Below are 14,610 nucleotides of genomic sequence, written 5' to 3' on the forward strand. Positions count from 1 at the left end.
GCCGGACCGCAGTATCCGCGGACTGCGCAGTCTTGTGGGAGCGGGCTTGCCCGCGAAGCCTTCAGCGCACTCGCTGCCCTCGCGGGCAGCAGCGCCGCTCCCACCAAGACGATCTGGTTGACCCAAGGCATCTGTGATGAAATGCGACCCCAATCTCTATCGTGCGACGCCGCCATCACTCGCCGTGAAACCCCGCCTGATCCGTCACCTGTTCCTGCCGCCGCTGATCATCCTGCTGATGATCGGCCTCGGCTATGCCGGCTATCGCATCAGCGAGCACTACGGCATCCGCACCCTCAGCGAAAATGGCCAGCGCGCACTGGAACTGCATGCGCGCACCGTCGAAAGCGAACTGAGCAAGTACACCTACCTGCCCAGCCTGCTGGAACTTGAGTCCAGCGTCTCGGACCTGCTGCGCGAGCCCGACGCCGACCATCGCCAGACCGTCAACGAATATCTCGAAGGCCTCAACCGCCGCAGCCGCAGCCGGGCGATCTATGTGCTGGACACCTCCGGCCGGGTGCTGGCCACCAGCAACTGGCGCGACAGCGACAGTTACCTCGGCGAAGACCTGTCGTTCCGCGCCTATTTCCAGGACGCCGTACGCGGCCAGCCGGGACGCTTCTACGGCATCGGCAGCACCCTCGGCGAACCCGGCTACTACCTGGCCCACGGCCTTGAGGAACAAGGCAAGATCATCGGCGTGGCCGTGATCAAGGTGCGCCTCGAAGCCCTTGAGGAACGCTGGCAGCGTGCCCGGCTGGAAGCCTTCGTCAGCGACGAGAACGGCATCATCATTCTCTCCAGCGACCCGAGCCGACGCCTCAAGTCGGTCCGCCCGCTCAACTCGGAGACCAAGGATCGCCTGGCGCGCAGCCTGCAATACTACTGGTGGCCGCTCAACGAGCTGCAGCCGCTGGCCCGCGAACGCCTCGGCGATGGCGTCGAGACCCTGACCTTCCCCGCCAACCCCGACCTGGTCAAGGACGGCGACAATGTCAGTTACCTGGCCCAGACCCGCCAGTTGGCCGACACCCCCTGGAACTTCACCCTGCTCACGCCCTTGCAGGACCTGCGGCGGGAAGCGGCCAACCAGGGCATCCTGGTCGCGGTGGCCTTTGCCCTGGTGGCGTTCCTGCTGATCGCCTGGAACGAGCGGCGCAAGGTGCTCGCCACCCGCCTGGCCGCACGGGAAGCCCTGCAGGAGGCCAACAACCAGCTGGAACGACGCATCACCGAACGCACCGCCGACCTGCGCGCCAGCAACGACCGGCTCAAGGACCAGATCCGCGAGCGGCGCCAGGCCGAGGAAACCCTGCGCCGGGCCCAGGATGAACTGGTGCAGGCCGGCAAGCTGGCCGCCATCGGCCAGATGTCCACCAGCATCGCCCACGAGCTGAACCAGCCCCTGGCAGCCTTGCGTACCCTGTCCGGCAACACCATTCGGTTTCTCGAACGCGGCGAGCTGGAGGTGGCCAGCACCAACCTGCGCACCATCAACGACCTGATCGACCGCATGGGCCGCATCACCGCCAGCCTGCGCGCCTTTGCCCGCCGGGGCGATGACAAGGGCGAGGCCAACCTGGGCAAATCCATCGATGCCGCCCTGCAGTTGTTGAGCGGCCGCATCGAGGCCATGCACCTGGAAATCCACCGCGACCATGACGACGTCCAGCTGGCGATCGATCCGACCCGCCTGGAGCAGATCCTGGTCAACCTGTTCGGCAACGCCCTCGACGCCATGCAGGCACAGCCGTTGCCGGAACTGTGGCTGGAGGGCGACTTCGCCGAAGGCAAGTACCGCCTGCAAGTGCGCGACAACGGCCACGGCATTGGCCTGAAAGCGCGCAAGCACCTGTTCGAACCCTTTTTCACCACCAAGCCCGGCGCACAAGGCCTCGGCCTGGGCCTGACGCTCTCGGCGAGCCTGGCGGCGGCGGCCGGCGGCAACCTGGGCGTGGAGCACCCGGCCAGCGGCGGCACCGCCTTCGTCCTCCATCTACCGCGGGTCATCCCTGCCAAGGCCGAGCCGATATGAACAACGACCTGACCGTCCTGATCGTCGAAGACGATCCCCATGTACTGCTCGGCTGCCAGCAGGCGCTGTCCCTCGAAGACATTCCCTGCGAAGGTGTCTCCAGCGCCGAAGCGGCCCTGGAACGGGTCGGCGACAACTTTCCCGGTATCGTCATCAGCGATATCCGCTTGCCGGGCATCGACGGCCTGGAACTGCTGACCCGCCTCAAGGCCCGCGACCGCAGCCTGCCGGTGGTGCTGATCACCGGCCACGGCGATATCTCCATGGCGGTCGGGGCGATGCGCAACGGTGCCTACGACTTCATGGAAAAACCCTTCTCGCCCGAACGCCTGGTCGAGGTCGCCCGCCGCGCCCTGGAACAACGTGGCCTGTCGCGGGAAGTCTGGTCGCTGCGCCGGCAACTGGCCGAGCGCGACAGCCTGGAAGGGCGGATCATCGGCCGCTCGCCGGCGATGCAGAACCTGCGGGAGCTGATCGCCAACGTCGCCGACACGTCGGCCAACGTGCTGATCGAAGGCGAAACCGGTACCGGCAAGGAACTGGTCGCCCGCTGCCTGCATGACTTCAGCCGGCGCCAGTCGCAACAGTTCGTCGCCCTCAACTGCGGTGGCCTGCCGGAAAACCTCTTCGAGAGCGAGATCTTCGGTCACGAGGCCAACGCCTTCACCGGCGCCGGCAAGCGGCGGATCGGCAAGATCGAGCACGCCCACGGCGGCACGCTGTTTCTCGATGAAGTGGAAAGCATGCCGATCCCGCTGCAGATCAAGCTGCTGCGGGTCCTGCAGGAACGCACCCTGGAGCGCCTGGGCTCGAACCAGAGCGTCGCGGTGGACTGCCGGGTGATCGCCGCGACCAAATCCGACCTCGACGAACTGGGCAAGGCCGGCGAGTTCCGCAGCGACCTCTACTACCGCCTGAACGTGGTGACCCTGGAACTGCCGCCACTGCGCGAGCGGCGCGAGGACATCCTGCAACTGTTCGAACACTTCCTGCAGCAGTCGTCGCTGCGTTTCGATCGTGCCGCGCCGGAGCTGGACAACCAGACCCTGTCGAGCCTGATGAGCCACGACTGGCCGGGCAACGTACGCGAGCTGCGCAACGTCGCCGAGCGCTTCGCCCTCGGCCTGCCGGCCTTCAAGAAGCCCGGCGCACAGAGCGCTGGCGGCCTGGGTTTCGCCGAAGCGGTGGAAGCCTTCGAGCGCAACCTGCTCAACGAAGCCCTGCAACGCAGTGGCGGCAACCTGACCCAGGCCAGCCAGGAACTGGGCATGGCCAAGACCACCCTGTTCGACAAGGTGAAGAAGTACGGTTTGAGTCACTGACAGCCGCCTGCTGATCAAGGCGGCGCTCCCATGACGGCGGCACAGCTGTCTGGCCCGCCCTTTGCATTTCCCCGCCAAAGCCCGAAACACCTGCCCTCCAGCCTGGGCAGGGCATCCGATGCACGGGCGCTGCCACGGGAAAAACGACGTTTTGAACATCTTAGATCTCGACCACAGCCTCACGGTCCAGGCGCCGATCCGCAACCTGCTCGACAGCGGTCGCGCCCGGCGCCTGGACCTGCTCGACCTCGGCCCGAAACTGCGTCTGTGGACCACCGAACGCCAGTACCGGCGCTTCACCGAACGCCTGCGCCAGCTCGTCGCGCCAGCGACAGGCAAGCCACAGATCATCTTCGTCGGCTCCGGCGACTACCATCACCTGACCCCGGCCTTCCTCGACAACCTGCCGGAACCGGTCAGCCTGATCCACTTCGACAACCACCCCGACTGGGTCCACCTGGCCCCGCGCCGGCACTGCGGCTCGTGGGTCAACCGCGCACTCAAGCTGCCGAACATCCAGCGCATCGTCACCCTCGGCCCCTGCAGCGAGGACCTCGATACCCCGCAACTGCGCGGTGGCAACCTCGGCGCCCTGCGCCGCGGCGTCCTGCAACTGTTCCCCTGGCAGCACGCACCGTCCAAGGTCTGGGGGCGGATCGGCGACGGTGCCGGCCACCAGCAGCAGGAGAACCAGCTGCACTGGCGCAACCTGGCCGACGAGCACTGGCCGGACTTCCTCGAACAACTGATCCAGAGCCTGCCCACCGAAGCGATCTGGATCACCATCGACAAGGACGTGCTGGCCAGCGAGGATGCCGCCACCAACTGGGACCAGGGCGGCATGCGCCTGACCCACCTGCTCGACGCCCTCCGCGCCCTGGCGGCGCGCAAACGCGTGCTGGGCATCGATATCTGCGGCGAGTTCGCCCAGCCGGCCTTCAGCAACGCCTTCAAGCGCTGGGAAGCCAGGTCCGACCAGCCGCCGGCCGAACGCTGGAGCGCGGCCGACCTGCAACGCAACGCGACCACCAACCAGGCATTGATCTCGCTGTTCGAGGAGCTGTTTCCGTGACCCTGACCGTTGTTCTACTGGTGGCCTTCTCCATTGTCCTCGACGTGGTCGGCCAACTCTGCTTCAAGATCGGCCTGGACCGCCTGCCGGAGCTGGAAGGCGGCTTTCGCCTGAACGCCTTCTGGGGCCAGGTATTCAACGCACCGCTGCTGTGGTGCGGGATCGGCGCGTATGCCGTGGAATTCCTGGTCTGGCTCGAGGCCCTGTCCCGGGCGCCATTGAGCCTGCTGTTCCCGGCCGCCGCGCTGGGCTACTGCGGGGTGGTGCTGGCCGGCAAGGTGGTGCTGGGGGAAACCGTCAGCCGCCGTCGCTGGATGGGCACCCTGGTGATTACCCTGGGCGTCATGCTGGTTGCCATCGCTGGCAGTTGAGAGTTGAAGGAACCTGATTATGAGTAATGTCAAACACATCGACTGGCTTCACGGCCGCCTGGGCACCATCGTCCTCTGGGCCCTGCTGATCCTCTTCGAAAGCGCCGGCCAGATCGCCACCAAGGTCGGCGGCGACCAGTTGGGCCAGGTGGATTTCAACCTGCAGTGGCTCACTGCGGTGCTGGTCAACCCGGGCGTCTGGGTAGCGATCGCCTGCTACATCGGCGCGTTCTTCGTGTGGATGCTGATCCTGCGGCGCAGCAGCCTGTCCCTGGCCTTCCCCTTGAGCTCGCTGGTGTTCATCGCCGTGCTGCTCGGCTCGTGGCTGGGGCTGGGCGAACAGATCAGCCCGCTGCACTGGATCGGCGTGCTGGTGATCATCGGCGGGATCGCCCTGCTTGCCGAGGGCGAGGAGAACTGAGACAACTCCAGGCCCGCGGCTCCACCCTTCAGCGGTGCCTGAGCAGAAAGCCCAGGCCATGGGCCAGTGGAATCACCTTCACCCCCGCCTCGCGCTGCTGCTGCCTGATCTGCGCATGAAACGCCTTGACCTTGGTCCAGTGCATCTTCGGCCGGTAGTGGTGCTCGGCGTGATAACCGTTGTTCATCCAGATCAGGTTGTAGAGCCGGCTGTAGGAACTCACGCCCCAGGCGATCGGCAGGTCCGGGTTGCCACCCAGGTGCTCGTAGTAGCCGTTGAGCGAGGACAGCGACTGCCCCAGGTACCAGAACGGCAGCAGCACCAGCACCGCGTGCCAGTCATAGGCCGCCAGAGCCAGGTAGAACGCCACCGTCGCACAGATCTCGACCTTGACCCAGCGCGCATCCGCCGGATGCTTGCGCTGCATTTCCTCGTAGTAGGCCTTCGGATCATCGCGGAAGAAACTCAGGAAGGTGTAGGCCCAGACGTTGTCCGGCTGGCCGTCCTTGCCATGCAGGTAGATCGACAGCGGGTCGATGGTGGTCCCGTCCTCCCGCGGCAGGTCGGAGTTGCCGCGATGGTGGCGGTTGTGGATATCGCGATACATCGTCTGGGAAAAACCGATGGTCAGCGACAGCAGCAGGTCGAAGCCGCGGTTCATCCAGTGCGGGGTGAAATAGGGATTGTGGATCTGGTTGTGGGAGATGCTGTTGATGCTCCACGACAGGCTGACCGCATAGAGCAGTGCCGTCGGGATGATCAGCCACCAGGAGTGGTCGTGAAAACCCAGTACCAGCCAGAGTACGAAGGCGAAATGGGCCAGCGCCATGACAATGGGCACCAGGTCCCAGAGCGAATAGGCCAACAGGCGATAAGCAGGACGAGCCATCTGAAAGTTTCCCGGACAGTGATTACCGGGAGGTCCATTGCAAACGGCAGACCAGTTTTGCCCGCCCGGGCAAAACCCGCCGGGGCCCTCAGCCAGCCGATCGCCCCCTTCCTGTCAGAACTTGTAGCTGATCGCGGTCTGCACCTGGCCCTGGTTGCTGTTGCCACGTTCCCTCACGATGCTGCTGTCAGCCGCGTTGCCCACCAGGCGAATCCAGCTCGCGCTGGTCATCAGCGACCAGCTGCCACCCAGCGGAACCGCGAAGTTCTGGGTCAGGGTGAAGTTCTGCAGCCCGCCACCCGGCTTGTACTGCTCGATCCCCGAAGCCTGGGCCTCTTCGGCGGTCACGCCGAAAAAGGTCCGGGTCTGCCGGGCATCGGCGAAATGGGCGCTCAGGTTGCTGCTGCCGATGATGCCCAGGCCCAGCGGATAGCCGAGTTCGCCGCCGACCTTGCCGAGCAGGCCACCCTGGGCATTGCCACCACCGACCGCACTGCCGACCTGCACGAATACCCGCCAGAAGTCGGCCGGCGCATACTGCACGTAACCGCCGACCTGGGCCATGTCCGGGACATTGCGCAAGCCGCGCAGGTCGCCGTCGGCGTTGCGCCCCGGCAGGTAGTTGATGAACGGCCCGGCCGTGAAGCCGCTGCCCTTGAAGGCATCCCAGGTCAGGCCATCGTCGCCACTGAGGCTGACGTCCCCCCAATCCAGGTCCAGATAGGGCAACGGCACAGTGTCGTAACTGCTGCCCGAAGGGTCATGGGGCTGATAGCCGATACCGAGACCGATCTGCCCGCCGAGCCCTTCCTCGGCCAGCGCAGCAGCACTCCAGCCGCCCAGGGCCAGCAGACCGGCAAGCAGCAATGTGGGGGTAAACCTGGCCATGAGACGTTTCCTTGTTTTGAACATGCGCGCATCAATCACCAGAGCGCCTGCCTTAGGCAAGCACTGATCTTGTTTGTAGCAAGCTACAAAAATTGTAGCTCCTTGTAGCCAATTTCATACAAACATCCGGCAAACCCCGTGAATACAGGGCCTTCAGCGCTTTGGCACGCTCCGTGCTCTAGCCCTGACATGCGCAAGGTGCGCTCTTATTCAACAGGTAACTGCAGATGATGCACTGGCATATCGTGTGTGATTTCGACGGGACCATTTCCCGCACCGACGCGATCGACAACATCCTGGAACGTTTCGCCGACCCGAGCTGGGAAGCGATCGAGCAGGAATGGCTGGACGGTCACATCGGTTCGCGTGAATGCCTCAGCCGCCAACTGGCCCTGGTCAAGGCAACGCCGGCCGAATTGCTGGCCTACTTCGACACCATCGATATCGACCCGGACTTCCCCGACTTCGTCGACCACGTGATGAGCCTGGGCGCGACCATCGAAGTGGTCAGCGACGGCATCGAGCAAGGCATCGCGCGGATTCTGTCGCGCAACTACGTGACCCTGCTGCCGATCCTGGCCAACCGCCTGCGCCAGGTCGACCAGAACAGCTGGCGCATCGACTTCCCACATGCGAGCGACGCCTGCCGTGCGGCCTCCGGCAACTGCAAGTGCAAATCCACGCCCAAGGGCAAGCGTGTGCTGGTGATCGGTGACGGTCAATCGGACATGTGCGTGGCCGGCACCGCCGACTTCGTATTCGCCAAGGGCCGCCTGGCCGATCACTGCGAACGCAACGGCATCGCGCATGCGCGTTTCGAATCGTTCGGCGAACTTCCGGCATTGCTGGCCCTGCTGCCCAGCAGCGAAGCCGCCAACGCCACCACTTTCGCGCTCGACGGCGCCGAAAACCCTTCCCAAACTCAGGAACTCTTCCACCATGTCTGAGATTCGCATCGCTAGCGCCGAAGACCGCGTGCTTCTGGATAAAGAAGCCAAGTACTGCTCCTACGGCGATACCGTCCACTACATCGAGCCACCGCGCATTTTCAGCCGTTGTGAAGGTTCCTACGTCTGGGACACCGAAGACCAGGCCTACCTCGACCTGCAGATGTGGTACTCGGCCGTGAACTTCGGCTATGCCAACCCACGCCTGAACAACGCCCTGAAGCAGCAGATCGATACCCTGCCGCAGATCGCCAGCCAGTACCTGCACAAGGGCAAGATCGAGCTGTCGGAAATGATCGCGGTCGACGCCAAGAAGAAATTCGGCCTCGACGGTCGCGTACACTTCAACGTCGGCGGTTCGCAGTCGGTCGAAGACTCCCTGAAAGTCGTGCGTAACGCCAGCAACGGCAAGAGCCTGATGTTCGCCTTCGAGGGCGGCTACCACGGCCGTACCCTGGGCGCTTCGTCGATCACTTCGAGCTACCGCTACCGTCGCCGCTACGGCCACTTCGGCGAGCGCGCGCAGTTCATCCCGTTCCCGTATCACTTCCGCGGCCCGAAAGGCATGACCAAGGAAGAATACGGCAGCGAGTGCGTGAAACAGTTCGCCCGCCTGTTCGAAACCGAATACAACGGCGTGTGGGACCCCAAGGTCGGCGCCAGCGAATACGCCGCGTTCTACGCCGAGCCGATCCAGGGCACCGGTGGCTACGTGATCCCGCCGATGAACTTCTATCGCGAACTCAAGCAGGTCCTCGACCAGCACGGCATCCTTCTGGTGGTCGACGAAATCCAGATGGGCTTCTACCGGACCGGCAAGCTGTGGTCGATCGAGCACTTCGACGTGCAGCCGGACGTGATCGTCTTCGGCAAGGCGCTGACCAACGGCCTGAACCCGCTGGGCGGCATCTGGGCCCGTGAGGAACTGATCAACCCGACCGTGTTCCCGCCAGGATCGACCCACTCCACCTTCGCCTCCAACCCGCTGGGTACGGCGGTAGGCCTGGAAATGTTCAAGATGACCAGCGAAATCGACTACGGTGCGATGGTCATGGCCAAGGGCAAGTACTTCCTCGAAGGCCTGCAGGACCTGCAGAAACGCTTCCCGATCATCGGCGACGTCGATGGCCTGGGCCTGGCCCTGCGCTGCGAAATCTGCGGCCCGGACGGTTTCACCCCGGACAAGGCGACCCTGGACTTCATGGTCGAGGAAGGCATGAAGGGCGACATGATCGTCGACGGCCGCAAGCTGGGCCTGGTGCTGGACGTGGGCGGTTACTACAAGAACGTGATCACCCTGGCGCCTTCGCTGGAAATCACCTACGAAGAAATCGATCTGGGCCTGAAACTGCTCGAGCAGTTGCTGAACCGGGCCATGAAGCGGTGAACAGCGCAGCGATCGATCTGGGCGAAGGCGATGCCGGCTTCGTCCTCGGCGACGGTCCGGTCGGGGTCCTGCTGATCCACGGCCTGACCGGCACCCCGACGGAACTGCGCAAGGTTGCCCAGGGCCTGGTCAAGGACGGTACGTGCACGGTGTACGTACCGACCCTGCCCGGTCATTGCGGCGGCAATGCCGACCTGCAGGCCACCGGCTGGCAGGACTGGTACGAGGGCGTGCGCAAGACCTTCGTCGGCATCAGGCAGCGCCACGAACAGGTGTTCGTCGGCGGCCTGTCCATGGGCGCGGTCATGTCCATGTACCTGGCCTCCGAGTTCCCCGGCCAGGTCACAGGGCTGTTGATGTATTCGACCACCCTGCGCTACGACGGCTGGAGCATCAACAAGCTGGCGTTCCTGACGCCGCTGCTGATGAAGATCCCGTTCGGCGTGCATATCTGTCGGTTCGAGGAGAAGCCGCCGTACGGCATCAAGAACGAGCGCCTGCGGGCGATCGTCGAGCGCCAGATGAAGGCCGGCCAGAGCAGCGATGCCGGGCTGCTGACCATGGAGGGCATCACGGTGCGCGAACTGCACCGGATGAACGCCGTGGTGATGCGCCGCATGCCGTCGATCCGGACCCCGGCGCTGGTGATTCACTCCGTCGAGGACGATATCACCAGCCCGTGGAACGCCAACTATGTCGAGAAGCACCTGGGTGGCCCGGTGACCAAGGTCATGCTCGACAACTGCTATCACATGATCACCGTCGACCTGCAGTACCGCGAGGTGATCGAGTTGAGTGCCGGTTTCATCGAGCGCCTGAGCGTACGCGAAGACTATCGGCAACGGGCCTAAGGACAGACCACGTGATTGACGCCCAAGCCTTCTCCAGCATCGAGGCCATTGAACGCGCAGCCTGGAACGACTGTTTCCCGGGTGCGCTGGAGAATTGGGAGTATTACCTGGCGGTGGAAAAGGCCGGCATCGACGACTTCGAATGGCGCTACCTGGCGCTGTTCGAAGACGGCTGCCTGCTGGCCGTCGCCCCCGCCTTCACTACCCGCTACAAGCTCGACACCACGGTGCAAGGCGTGGCCAAGCGCATCACTGGCTGGGTCAACCGGGCGCTACCGGGGCTTCTGGAACTGGGGCTCTACGCCATTGGCTCGCCGGTGGCGGAACAGTGCCATGCCGGCATCGCCAGCCAGGTGCCGGCGCAACGCCGCCAGGCCCTGCTGGAGCGCCTGCTGTTGCTCGCTCGGGAAGACGCCGCCCGCCTGAACATCAGCCTCACGGCGGTCAAGGACGCGCCCAGTGCCGACAACGACTGGAACAGCGCCTGCAAAATGGCCGGTTTCCAGCAGTTGCCGAGCCTGCCCGGCTCGACACTGCCGGTGGCCTTCGGCTCGATCGACGCCTACCTGGGCGCCCTGGGCAAGTCCACCCGCAAGGACCTGCGGCGCAAGCTGCGCGCTCCCGGTCCGCGGATCGAGTGGCGACGCAACATCGACGATGTGCTGCCACAGGTCATGCGCCTGTACGAGTCGACCCTGTCTCGCAGCGAAACCCAGTTCGAACGCCTGCCGGCGGACTACTTCACCGGTGTGCTCGAACAGCTGGAAGAACGCGCCGCCTGCGTCCTGTACTGGATCGACGAGCGGCTGGTGGCGTTCAACCTGATCCTGCTGGACAAGGAACGGCTGATCGATAAATTTTTCGGCCACGACCTGAACGAAACCCGTCAACACAACCTCTATTTCCGCAGTTGGCTGGCCAATGTCGAGCACTGTATCGAGCAGGGTATCGCCCTGTACGAATGCGGTCAGGCCGGCTATGCGAGCAAGATTCGCCTGGGCTGCACCTTCCAGGGCAACAACCTGTTCTTTCACCATCGAAACCGGCTGGTCAACAATGTCCTGAAACTGGTCAAATGGGTTGTCCGACCGGATCGATTCGACCCCGCCATGGCTGCAGCGATAAACGAAACCTGATGAACTCCAATCCAGAACGCCGCCGTAAACGCCGCCCCTTCTCGATCTCGCGCTGGAGCGTGCAGCGCAAACTGTTGCTGGCGTTCTGGCTGGTCAGCGTCGTGCCGACCATGATCGCCGCCGAGCTGGCGGCGACCACCCTGTCGCAGATCTTCGACAGCAACGTGCGCATCTGGCTGCAGGAATCGACCAAGATCGTCAAGGACGAGATCAGCGAGATCCAGCGCGACAACGCGCGGGTCGCGCAGTTGTTCCTGCTCTACACCCGCCCGCCGACCTCACGCCAGGCGGCCAAGCATGACAAGCTGACCGCCGATATCGCCGACGCGATGGGCATCGACGTCGTCGCACTGATCCGCACCCAGGATCACAAGGTGGTGTTCAGCACCGCTTCGCAAGACATCGTCGAACAGATCAACACCGCGCCCAATGCCGTGCTGCAGACCATCAAGGTCGCCGAGGTACCGACCGGGGTGGTGGTCTCAACGTTCCAGAGCACCCAGGAAGGGGTCGATTATCAGTTGCTGATCGCCACCTACCTGGACAGCAGCTTCCTCAACAGCGTGGCCGACGTGCACTCCCTCGACCTGCGTCTGTACCTGGCGAACGCCAAGGGTTTCGCCGAAATCTTCTCGACCCAGCGCTTCGAGGACCACCCGCTGCAAGTACCGGCGAAAATCGAGAAGAACCTGCGCGAGACCCGCCTGCCCAGCGAGCTGTTCACCAGCCGCTACAGCGGCCTGTACTGGCCGATCTTCAACGATACCGGCGACCTGCAGGGGGTGATCTTCAGTGGCCTGCTGCGCCACACCAGCCTGGTCGGGCTGGTCAACCAGAGCAACCTGTTCATCCTGATCTTCCTGGTCGGCTCGGCGCTGTCCCTGAGTGTCGGCTGGCTGGTCTCGCAACGCCTGACCCTGCCACTGCGTGGCCTGGCCGAGGGCGTCGGGGCGGTCATTTCCGGCAACTACAACAAGCGCATTCCGGTGATCGGCAGCGACGAGCTGGCCGAGCTCAGCCACACCTTCAACCACATGACCGAGCGCCTGGGCGAACTGCATCACCTGGAAGCCCAGTTGCGCCGCCGCGACCGCCTGCACGCCCTGGGCGAAGTCGCCATGGGCCTGGCCCACGAAATCCGCAACCCGCTGGGCATCATCAAGACCGCCACCCAACTGTTGCACCGCCGGGCCAGCCTGCCGGACAACGACAAGCGCCACCTGGAATACGTGATCAGCGAAGTGTCGCGGATCAATGACCTGATCACCGAGTTCCTCGACTTCGCCAAGCCCAGCGCACCGATCCGCGCCATTCAGCCGGCCCGGGCCCTGGCCGAGGAGATTCTCGGTTTCTGCGCCCCGGAACTGGCGACCCACAACATCGACGCGCGGATCGACGACCAGGCCCCCGGCGTCACCCTGTACGCCGATGCCGGCCAGTTGAAACAGGCCTGCCTGAACCTGATCCTCAATGCCATCGACGCCATGCCCAACGGCGGGCGCCTGACCCTGGGCATCGGCAAGGACCAGGACTACACCATCATCAGCGTCAGCGACACCGGCCAGGGCATCGAACCGGACATGATCGAGCGGATCTTCACCCCGTTCGTCACCACCAAGGCCTCGGGTACCGGCCTGGGCCTGGCCAAGGTCTTCTCGATCATGGAAAACCACGACGGGCGGATCGAATGCACCAGCGAGAAAGATGCAGGCGCGTGCTTCAAGCTGTACATTCCGGCCCATGGCGAAGACCTGGACGCCGGAGATGACGAGGAACACGACGATGACGCATAAGGTCCTGGTGGTCGATGACGAACCCAAGCTCTGCGACCTGCTCAGCTCGGCCCTGAGCCAGAACGATATCCAGGTGTTCACCGCCGGCAACGGCCTGCAGGCCCTGGTGGTGCTGGACCAGGAAGAGATCGACCTGGTCATCAGCGACTGGCGCATGCCCGGCATGGACGGCCCGCAACTGCTGGCCGAGATCAAGTCGCGCTTCCCGCAGTTGCCGGTGATCGTGATGACCGCCTACAGCACGGTGAAGAACGCCGTGCAGTCCATGCGCAACGGTGCCTTCGACTACATCGCCAAGCCGTTCGACATCGACGAGCTGGACATCACCGTCAGCAAGGCCCTGCAGTTCCGCGACATCCTGCGCGACAACGCGCGGATGCGCGCCGAACTCGACGAACACCGGCAGATCGACAGCCTGGTGGGCGACAGCCCGACGTTTCGCCGGGTACTGCAAGCCATCGATTCGGTACGCGAGAGCAGCGCCACCATCCTGCTGACCGGCGAAAGCGGCACCGGCAAGGAGATGGTCGCGCGGGCGATCCACCAGCACGGCAGCCGCGCCGACAAACCCTTCGTCGCGGTCAACTGCGCGGCGATTCCCGAGGGCCTGCTGGAAAGCGAAATGTTCGGCCACCGCAAGGGTGCCTTCACCGGTGCCGTCTCGGACCGGGTCGGGCGCTTCATGCAGGCGGACAAAGGCACGCTGTTCCTCGACGAGGTCGGCGACATGCCGCTGGCATTGCAGGCGAAGATCCTGCGCGCGCTGCAGGAGCGGGTGATCGAGCCGGTGGGCGATCCGCGCGAACGCAAGGTCGATGTGCGGGTGATTGCCGCGACCAACAAGAACCTGCTCGAAGCGGTGGCGAACAAGGAGTTTCGCGAAGACCTGTACTACCGCCTGAACGTCTTCCCGATTCCCCTGCCCGCCCTGCGCGAGCGGGTCGAGGATATCGCCCCGCTGGCCCGGCATTTCGCCCACGCCCTGGGCGCCAGTGCCGGCAAGCGCATCACCGGCTTCAGCCCGCAGGCCCTGCAGGCGATGGCCAACTACAGTTGGCCGGGCAACATACGCGAACTGCAGAACTGCGTGGAACGGGCGACCATCGTCGCCACCAGCCCGGTGATCGAGGAAAGCGACCTGCCGGCCTACCTGTTCACCCCGCAGCCATCGGAGCCGGGCAACCCGACCGTGGCGCTGCACGCCGGCCCGGCGATCCCCAAGGACCTCGACGCGGCCCTGGCGGAAGTGGAAAAGGGCTACATCCTGGCGGCACTGCACGAGGCCAACGGTGTCCAGGCCGCCGCCGCGCAGATGATCGGGATTTCCGAGCGCAGCTTCTGGTACCGCCTGAAGAAACTGGCGATCCAGGTGGAAAAAATCATTCGCTGAGCACCAGGGAGTTTTCAGAAGCGCCCCATCAACTGTAGGAGCGTGGCTGGCCCGCGAAGCTTTTAGCGACCTCAAGGGCCATAGAAACTTTGCGGGCAAGTCACG

At 64.3% G+C, this 14,610-nt stretch carries 13 protein-coding genes; 11 read left to right on the forward strand and 2 right to left on the reverse strand.

Going from position 1 to position 14,610, the window contains the following annotated elements; genetic code table 11:
• Positions 1-136 precede the first annotated feature (136 nt).
• The 5 genes from aauS to ACZ5KU_RS25645 all read left to right on the forward strand — a co-directional run bounded on the left by aauS (position 137) and on the right by ACZ5KU_RS25645 (position 5,224).
• Positions 137-2,038, forward strand: a complete 1,902-nt coding sequence (gene aauS / locus ACZ5KU_RS25625; RefSeq protein WP_464736437.1) for a two-component sensor histidine kinase AauS — start codon at positions 137-139, stop codon at positions 2,036-2,038.
• Positions 2,039-2,082: 44 nt separating this feature from the next.
• Entirely contained in the window at positions 2,083-3,360 is a 1,278-nt protein-coding gene (aauR, locus tag ACZ5KU_RS25630) for a two-component response regulator AauR (protein WP_241494274.1), read from the forward strand.
• A gap of 151 nt (positions 3,361-3,511) precedes the next feature.
• Entirely contained in the window at positions 3,512-4,432 is a 921-nt protein-coding gene (locus tag ACZ5KU_RS25635; RefSeq protein WP_273820152.1) for an arginase family protein, read from the forward strand.
• The gene (locus ACZ5KU_RS25640; RefSeq protein WP_054061669.1) at positions 4,429-4,803 is read left to right on the forward strand and encodes a DMT family transporter; all 375 of its coding nucleotides are present in this window, start codon (positions 4,429-4,431) and stop codon (positions 4,801-4,803) included. Before ACZ5KU_RS25635 ends, ACZ5KU_RS25640 begins: the two co-directional genes overlap by 4 nt.
• 19 nt (positions 4,804-4,822) lie before the next feature.
• Positions 4,823-5,224 (forward strand): DMT family transporter, encoded by a 402-nt coding sequence (locus ACZ5KU_RS25645; protein WP_054057462.1) that lies wholly within the window; start codon positions 4,823-4,825, stop codon positions 5,222-5,224.
• A 28-nt stretch (positions 5,225-5,252) separates the two neighbouring features.
• On the opposite strand, the gene ACZ5KU_RS25650 is transcribed toward ACZ5KU_RS25645, so the two are convergent.
• Positions 5,253-6,113 carry a fatty acid desaturase family protein gene (locus ACZ5KU_RS25650; RefSeq protein WP_054061670.1) on the reverse strand — a complete coding sequence of 287 codons (861 nt, stop codon included), beginning with the start codon at positions 6,111-6,113 and terminating at the stop codon, positions 5,253-5,255.
• Positions 6,114-6,227: 114 nt separating this feature from the next.
• Positions 6,228-7,001, reverse strand: coding sequence for a MipA/OmpV family protein (locus ACZ5KU_RS25655; protein WP_054061671.1), 774 nt, complete (start codon positions 6,999-7,001; stop codon positions 6,228-6,230).
• 227 nt (positions 7,002-7,228) lie between these two features.
• Here ACZ5KU_RS25655 and ACZ5KU_RS25660 point away from each other — a divergent pair, with 227 nt between their 5' ends.
• From ACZ5KU_RS25660 to ACZ5KU_RS25685, 6 genes are read left to right on the forward strand one after another with little or no spacing between them, the layout of a single operon-like run.
• A complete protein-coding gene (locus tag ACZ5KU_RS25660) occupies positions 7,229-7,948 on the forward strand; it encodes an MtnX-like HAD-IB family phosphatase (RefSeq protein WP_054057459.1) in 720 nt (239 codons plus the stop codon).
• On the forward strand, positions 7,941-9,335 hold the full coding sequence (locus tag ACZ5KU_RS25665; RefSeq protein ID WP_054057458.1) for an aspartate aminotransferase family protein: 1,395 nt from the start codon (positions 7,941-7,943) through the stop codon (positions 9,333-9,335). The genes ACZ5KU_RS25660 and ACZ5KU_RS25665 overlap by 8 nt, the downstream gene beginning before the upstream one ends.
• Entirely contained in the window at positions 9,332-10,186 is an 855-nt protein-coding gene (locus tag ACZ5KU_RS25670; RefSeq protein ID WP_054061673.1) for an alpha/beta hydrolase, read from the forward strand. Before ACZ5KU_RS25665 ends, ACZ5KU_RS25670 begins: the two co-directional genes overlap by 4 nt.
• Positions 10,187-10,197: 11 nt before the next feature.
• Complete coding sequence (locus ACZ5KU_RS25675) at positions 10,198-11,322, forward strand: GNAT family N-acetyltransferase (protein ID WP_464736438.1); 1,125 nt, start codon at positions 10,198-10,200, stop codon at positions 11,320-11,322.
• Complete coding sequence (locus ACZ5KU_RS25680) at positions 11,322-13,115, forward strand: sensor histidine kinase (RefSeq protein WP_054057455.1); 1,794 nt, start codon at positions 11,322-11,324, stop codon at positions 13,113-13,115. Before ACZ5KU_RS25675 ends, ACZ5KU_RS25680 begins: the two co-directional genes overlap by 1 nt.
• Entirely contained in the window at positions 13,105-14,505 is a 1,401-nt protein-coding gene (locus ACZ5KU_RS25685) for a sigma-54-dependent transcriptional regulator (RefSeq protein WP_054057454.1), read from the forward strand. Before ACZ5KU_RS25680 ends, ACZ5KU_RS25685 begins: the two co-directional genes overlap by 11 nt.
• Positions 14,506-14,610: the final 105 nt, after the last annotated feature.

It is taken from the genome of Pseudomonas sp. Tof1, from assembly GCF_055390395.1.

Excerpts from the sequence above, each read along its gene's own strand:
- aauS (WP_464736437.1), top strand. The coding sequence starts at position 137 with ATGAAATGCGACCCCAATCTCTATCGTGCGACGCCGCCATCACTCGCC.
- ACZ5KU_RS25645 (WP_054057462.1), top strand. The coding sequence starts at position 4,823 with ATGAGTAATGTCAAACACATCGACTGGCTTCACGGCCGCCTGGGCACC.
- ACZ5KU_RS25650 (WP_054061670.1), bottom strand. The coding sequence starts at position 6,113 with ATGGCTCGTCCTGCTTATCGCCTGTTGGCCTATTCGCTCTGGGACCTG.
- ACZ5KU_RS25655 (WP_054061671.1), bottom strand. The coding sequence starts at position 7,001 with ATGGCCAGGTTTACCCCCACATTGCTGCTTGCCGGTCTGCTGGCCCTG.
- ACZ5KU_RS25660 (WP_054057459.1), top strand. The coding sequence starts at position 7,229 with ATGATGCACTGGCATATCGTGTGTGATTTCGACGGGACCATTTCCCGC.
- ACZ5KU_RS25665 (WP_054057458.1), top strand. The coding sequence starts at position 7,941 with ATGTCTGAGATTCGCATCGCTAGCGCCGAAGACCGCGTGCTTCTGGAT.
- ACZ5KU_RS25680 (WP_054057455.1), top strand. The coding sequence starts at position 11,322 with ATGAACTCCAATCCAGAACGCCGCCGTAAACGCCGCCCCTTCTCGATC.
- ACZ5KU_RS25685 (WP_054057454.1), top strand. The coding sequence starts at position 13,105 with ATGACGCATAAGGTCCTGGTGGTCGATGACGAACCCAAGCTCTGCGAC.